The following is a 5,317-nucleotide window of genomic DNA, read 5'->3' on the forward strand; positions in this document are numbered from 1 at the left end:
CCCGGGCGCGGACCGCACTGACCTGCGGGACTTCCCGGTCTTCGTCGCCGGGGAGGCGCGCTCACTCCTCCAGCGTCAGGCCCTTGCGCAGCCGCACCAGCGTGCGCGACAGCAGCCGCGAGACGTGCATCTGCGAAATGCCCAGTTCCTCGCCGATCTCCGACTGGGTCATCCCGGCGACGAAGCGCAGCGAGAGGATCTTCCGGTCGCGCGGCGGAAGTTCGGCGATCATCGGCTTCAACGACTCGACGTACTCGATGCCTTCGAGCCCGTGGTCCTCGTAGCCGATGCGGTCGGCGAGGGCGCCCTCCGCGTCGTCCTCCTCCGGCTGGGCGTCCAGCGAGGAGGCGGTGTACGCGTTCGAGGCGGCCATGCCCTCGACGACCTCCTCGTTGGAGAGGCCGAGGCGCTCCGCCAGCTCGGCCACGGTGGGGGCGCGGTCGAGCTGCTGCGCCAGTTCGTCGCCGGCCTTGGCCAGGTCGAGGCGCAGCTCCTGGAGCCGGCGCGGGACGCGCACGGACCAGGACGTGTCACGGAAGAAACGCTTGATCTCGCCCACGATGGTTGGCATCGCGAAGGTGGGGAACTCCACCCCACGGCTGAGCTCGAAGCGGTCGATCGCCTTGATCAGGCCGATCGTGCCGACCTGGATGATGTCCTCCATGGGCTCGCTGCGGGAGCGAAAACGGGAGGCCGCGAACTTGACCAGCGCGAGGTTCAGTTCGACGAGTGTGTTGCGCACGTACGAGTATTCGTGCGTGCCTTCCTCCAGCGACTCCAGTCGCTCGAAGAGGGTCTTGGACAGGGCCCGCGCGTCGACGGGTCCGACCTCGTCGTACGGGGGGATCTCCGGGAGTCCGGCGAGGGCGTCACGGGGATCGCCGCTCTGCTCGATGGGATTCAGCTGTTCCGGAGGGGGTGTCGACGTCGCCCTGTGGGTATACGGAGCGTCGAGCCGGGATGACATGATGTCCTCCATCGTTCTCGGCATATGGCTGCCGAAGCCAGTGCGTGCACTGCGGTGTGCGGCGCCTCCAAAGCCGGCCGAGTCGGGTGTGTCCTTCTAGCCCTACCTGCTTTGCTCAGCCGATCGCAAGTGCGTTCTGTTCGGTTATGTCCGTTTGTGGGCGATTGTTCGGCTGTTGGAGTGCGTATCGAGGGCGTAGTGTTCGAGGGCGTCAGCTAGCACTCACGACCTCGGGAGAGACACGGCATGGACCGCGGGACGGTCGGCAGCGCACAGTCTGGCCGGCTCATGGTGGAAGTGCGGGAAGAGGGCTCCAGCGCCGTCGTGACCCCGGCCGGTGAGTTGGATCACCACACGGCCGATCTGTTGCGCGAGCCGTTGGAGGAGTGCCTCGCCAAGGGGCTGAGCCGACTCGTCGTGGACTGCTCACGACTGGAGTTCTGCGACTCCACGGGGCTCAACGTCCTGCTCGGTGCCCGCCTGAAGGCGGAGGCCGCGGGTGGCGGGGTGCACCTGGCGGGCATGCTGCCCGTCGTGGCCCGAGTGTTCGAGATCACCGGCGCGGACGCCGTATTCACCGTGCACGACACGGTCGAGGCCGCCCTCGCCGACGGTGACGGCGGCGGCTGACCCCGGGGCCCGCCCCGTCGGCCCCGTCCCGGCGGCCGGGCGCGACCGGCACTCCCGCGCGCCACGGTCCACCAGGGGTGGACACGGTGGTCACCTCTGGGCGAACGAGGGGTGTTCCGCCCGATCCGTCGGGCAGGAGACACCTGAACATGTCGGCGGCACAGCACGAGGAGAGGGCGGGATGCGCAGACCTACCGTGCGGCGACCGCTGAACGTGTGTACTGGTTCCGGCGCCCGCGAGGAGCCGCGCAGCCCCGTGAACCCTCATCGTGCGAGCGATGAACCGAGCCATGAACTGAACGTCGAATTGAACCCTGAACTGGTGAATCGGTGAGGTGAAGCGCTGATGAGCACCACCCGGCCTTACTCGCCGGGCGACCGCGGCCCGGAGCCCAGCGGCGCTTCCGGAGCGTCGGCGGGTCGTCAGGTCCGCAGATTGAGCTTCGACGGCGCGAGCGGTGTCGTCCCCCTCGCCCGCGACTTCGCCCGCCAGGCGTTGTACGCCTGGGGTTGGCTGCCCGCCGCGGGCGCCGACCGGCGGGCCGCCGCCGAGGACGTCCTGCTCGTCGTCTCCGAACTGGTCACCAACGCCTGCCTGCACGCCGAGGGCCCGGACGGGCTCCAGCTCAGCTGCGACAACAAGGTGATCCGCGTCGAGGTCTCCGACCGCGGTACCGGCCAGCCGGCGCCCCGCACCCCCCACCGCGCGGGCCGCCCCGGCGGCCACGGCATGTTCATCGTGCAGCGCCTCTGCCTCGACTGGGGGGTCGTCCGCACCCCGGAGGTCGCGGGTAAAACGGTATGGGCGGAACTGGGCGCCCCGGCCTGACCCCACGGGCACCGCCGGGCGCGGCCGACCGTCGCACCGCCGCGTCGACACGGCCCGTTCCGCCGCCCCACCGACCTGACCGCCCGTTCCCCGGCGTGGACCGACCAGGGCGCGACGGGCCGCGCCGACACGAGTCGGTCCCCGGCACGAGCGGCTGCCTCCGCCTGACCGGCTCCCCGTTCGGCCCACTGCCCCGCACCGGTGCGGCCCCGGCTCGACCGGCGGTCCCGCCACCGATCCCCTCGGCACCCGACCGGCCGCCCCGACGTGGGCACCCCCGGCTCGGCCGGTCGCTCCGGCCCGCCCGCTCCGTGCCTCGGCCCCGCCACATCCTCCCCGCCGCCACCAACCGCACGCCGGATCGTCACAACTCCGGCGTGCGGCTCCCCTTCCTTCCTCGCGGTGCCGGGCGTACCTTGACGGCCCTATCTGATGAGCCGTCAGTAAAAGGCCTGTTCGACGAACGACCTGTCAGGAAAGAGGGGACCGTGTCGTACCGGAAGCCAACCGCCGTGCTCGCGACTGCCGCGGCCCTGGCCGGACCGGCGGTGTGGATGGCCGCCCCCGTGGCCAGTGCCCAGGTCGTCGACGTCAACTACGCCTGCAAGACGCCCATCGGCGACAAGAGCGCCGTCTCACCCATCGACATCAAGGGCGTCGAGAGCGGCGGCACCTACAAGATCACCATGTCCTGGCAGAAGGGCGTCTCCTCCAGCCCCGTCGAACTCGGCAAGGGCGCGATGAACCCGAGCGCGACCATCAGGCTCGGCGGCGCCGACAGCGGCACCCTGAACGTCAGCGGGCCCGCCAACCAGGAGGCCATCCCGGCCGACACCCCCATCAAGATCAACGATCTGAGCGGCACCTACACCCCGAAGAAGACCGGCAAGGTCACCTTCACCGCCGGGGTGCTCACCATCAAGGCGCTCGGTACGACCACGACCTGCACCCCCACCAAGAGCCCCCCGCCCTCGCTCACCCTCGACGTGAAGGCCAAGGGCGGCGGCGGGACACCGGCGGGCGGCGGGACGCCGAACGACAGCGGTTCCGGCTCAACCGCAGGCTCCGGCTCCGGCTCCGGCGAGTTGCCGCAGACCGGCCCCGAGGACTCCGCGATCGCCCTCGCCACCCTCGGCGGCACCGCCCTCCTGGCCGGCGCGGCGGGCACCCTGTGGCTGACCCGGCGGAGCCAGACGCGCTGACCTCACCCCTCCGGGAGCCGCCGATGCCGTACGCCGCCGCCTGTGCCCTGCTGCTGACCCTGCCTGTCCTCCCCGTCCTCCCCGGCCAGCCGGGCTGGTCCGCCGCGCCCGCCGGACAGGGCAGACCGTCCTTCTACGCGGAGGGCCCACCCGGCGCGGTGCTCCGGGACACCCTGGCCGTCACCAACCGCGGCACCCGCCCGCTCACCGTCCGGCTGCGCGCCACCGGCCTGCCGGTCGCCCTCCCCGGAACCGCCCTGCGCATCCCCGCCCGCACCCGCGCCGAGGTGCCCTTCACCCTGACCGTCCCGCCGGACGCGGCCCCCGGCGACCGCCCCGCCACGATCGTCGTACGTGCCGCGGACGGCCGGGAGTCGGCGGTACGGCTGCTGCTGCGGATCGGCGGTCCCCGGCTGGCCGCGCTGACCGTCGAGCACGTGGCCGTCCGCGCGGGACGGATCACGTACGAGCTGGTCAACCGAGGGACGACGGTCCTCGTGCCGCGGCTCGCGGTGCGCGCGGACGGTGTCCTCGGCACCGTCCTCGACCGCGCCCCGCGCACCCTGCCCGTCCGCCTGCCGCCGGGCGCCCGGCTGAAGCTCGACGAGCCCTGGCCCGACCGCCCGGCCCTCGACGCGGTGACCGTCCGGCTGACGGTGACGGCGCCCGGCGGCGCGCGGGCCACCGGCACGGCGTCGGCCCGGTTCGTGCCCTGGCGCACCGCGGCGGGGACGACGGCCGGCGCGCTGCTGCTCGTGGCGACCCCCGTGGCCGTACGCCGGCGAAGGCGCCGCACGACGGTCGAACTCCCGCGTACGGAGGTGGAGTCGACGTGAGAGCCACAGCGCGGATACCGGTGATGGCGGTGGCACTGGCGCTGCTGGTGCTGCCCTGGGCCGGGGCGGGACCGGCCTCGGCGGCCGGGACGCCCACCGTGAAGCTGTCCGAGTCCCAGGCGGGGACGGGTGGTTCGGTCACCGTGACCGGCAGCGGCTGGCGGCCCCGCGCGCTGCTGATGCTGCTGATCTGCGGGCAGGCCGAACCGTCGAGGGGTGTCATCGGCGGCACCAACTCCTGCGCCAACGCCGACGGCCGGGCCGTCACCACCGACGCCGACGGCCGTTTCAGCCGCGCGCTGCCGGTGGCCGACCCGCCCGTACCGTGCCCCTGCGTCGTGCACGTGGCCACCGCGACCGGCGCGAAGGCACAGGCCGACGCGGTGCTCCAGGTGGCCGGGCACGCCGTCGAACCACTGCCCGCCGAGACGGTGGGCGGCCGGCTGTCGGTCCTCACCGACACCGTGCTGAAGGGCTCCTCCGGAGTGCTCACCTGGTTCGGCGCGCCCCCCACCCGCACGCTGGTCTTCACGGTCGGCAACGTCGGTACCGCGCCGCTCAGGGACCCGGTGTTCGAAGTCGGCACCGCCCACGGCGTGTTCGCGCCGCAGTGGGACGAGCGCCAGTGGCGCGGCACGGTCGCCCCCGGCAAGAAGGCCCGCGTCGAACTCCCCGTGGAACTCGCCGGCGGCGCCCACGGCGAGTACACCGTCTCCCTCAAGTACGGCGGCAAGGTCCTCGCCGAGCAGCCGTGGGGCGTGGGCCGCCCCTGGGGCGTGACCCTGTTCTGGGTCCTGCTCTGCCTGGTGGTGCCGGCGGCGGTGTTCCGCGTCGGCACCACCAGGCAGAGCAG

Annotated in this window: 6 protein-coding genes; 5 read left to right on the plus strand and 1 reads right to left on the minus strand. The window is 72.7% G+C overall.

Features of this window, described 5'->3' with window-relative positions:
- Window positions 1–61 precede the first annotated feature (61 nt).
- Complete coding sequence (locus BZL64_RS27145; RefSeq protein ID WP_086771819.1) at window positions 62–967, minus strand: RNA polymerase sigma factor SigF; 906 nt, start codon at window positions 965–967, stop codon at window positions 62–64.
- Window positions 968–1,213: 246 nt separating this feature from the next.
- Between BZL64_RS27145 and BZL64_RS27150 the strand changes: the two genes are divergently transcribed.
- The 5 genes from BZL64_RS27150 to BZL64_RS27170 form a co-directional block, all read left to right on the plus strand.
- Window positions 1,214–1,597, plus strand: a complete 384-nt coding sequence (locus BZL64_RS27150) for an STAS domain-containing protein (protein WP_086771814.1) — start codon at window positions 1,214–1,216, stop codon at window positions 1,595–1,597.
- Between the two features lie 346 nt (window positions 1,598–1,943).
- The gene (locus BZL64_RS27155; protein WP_086771815.1) at window positions 1,944–2,426 is read left to right on the plus strand and encodes an ATP-binding protein; all 483 of its coding nucleotides are present in this window, start codon (window positions 1,944–1,946) and stop codon (window positions 2,424–2,426) included.
- 488 nt (window positions 2,427–2,914) lie between these two features.
- Window positions 2,915–3,628 (plus strand): LPXTG cell wall anchor domain-containing protein, encoded by a 714-nt coding sequence (locus BZL64_RS27160; RefSeq protein ID WP_086771816.1) that lies wholly within the window; start codon window positions 2,915–2,917, stop codon window positions 3,626–3,628.
- A 23-nt stretch (window positions 3,629–3,651) separates the two neighbouring features.
- On the plus strand, window positions 3,652–4,464 hold the full coding sequence (locus BZL64_RS27165) for a COG1470 family protein (protein WP_086771817.1): 813 nt from the start codon (window positions 3,652–3,654) through the stop codon (window positions 4,462–4,464).
- A gap of 23 nt (window positions 4,465–4,487) precedes the next feature.
- Window positions 4,488–5,317 (plus strand): hypothetical protein (locus BZL64_RS27170; RefSeq protein ID WP_086771818.1); only part of this gene is annotated, 830 nt, incomplete at its 3' end.

Source organism: Streptomyces bobili (assembly GCF_002154575.1).
GTDB lineage: Bacteria > Actinomycetota > Actinomycetes > Streptomycetales > Streptomycetaceae > Streptomyces > Streptomyces bobili.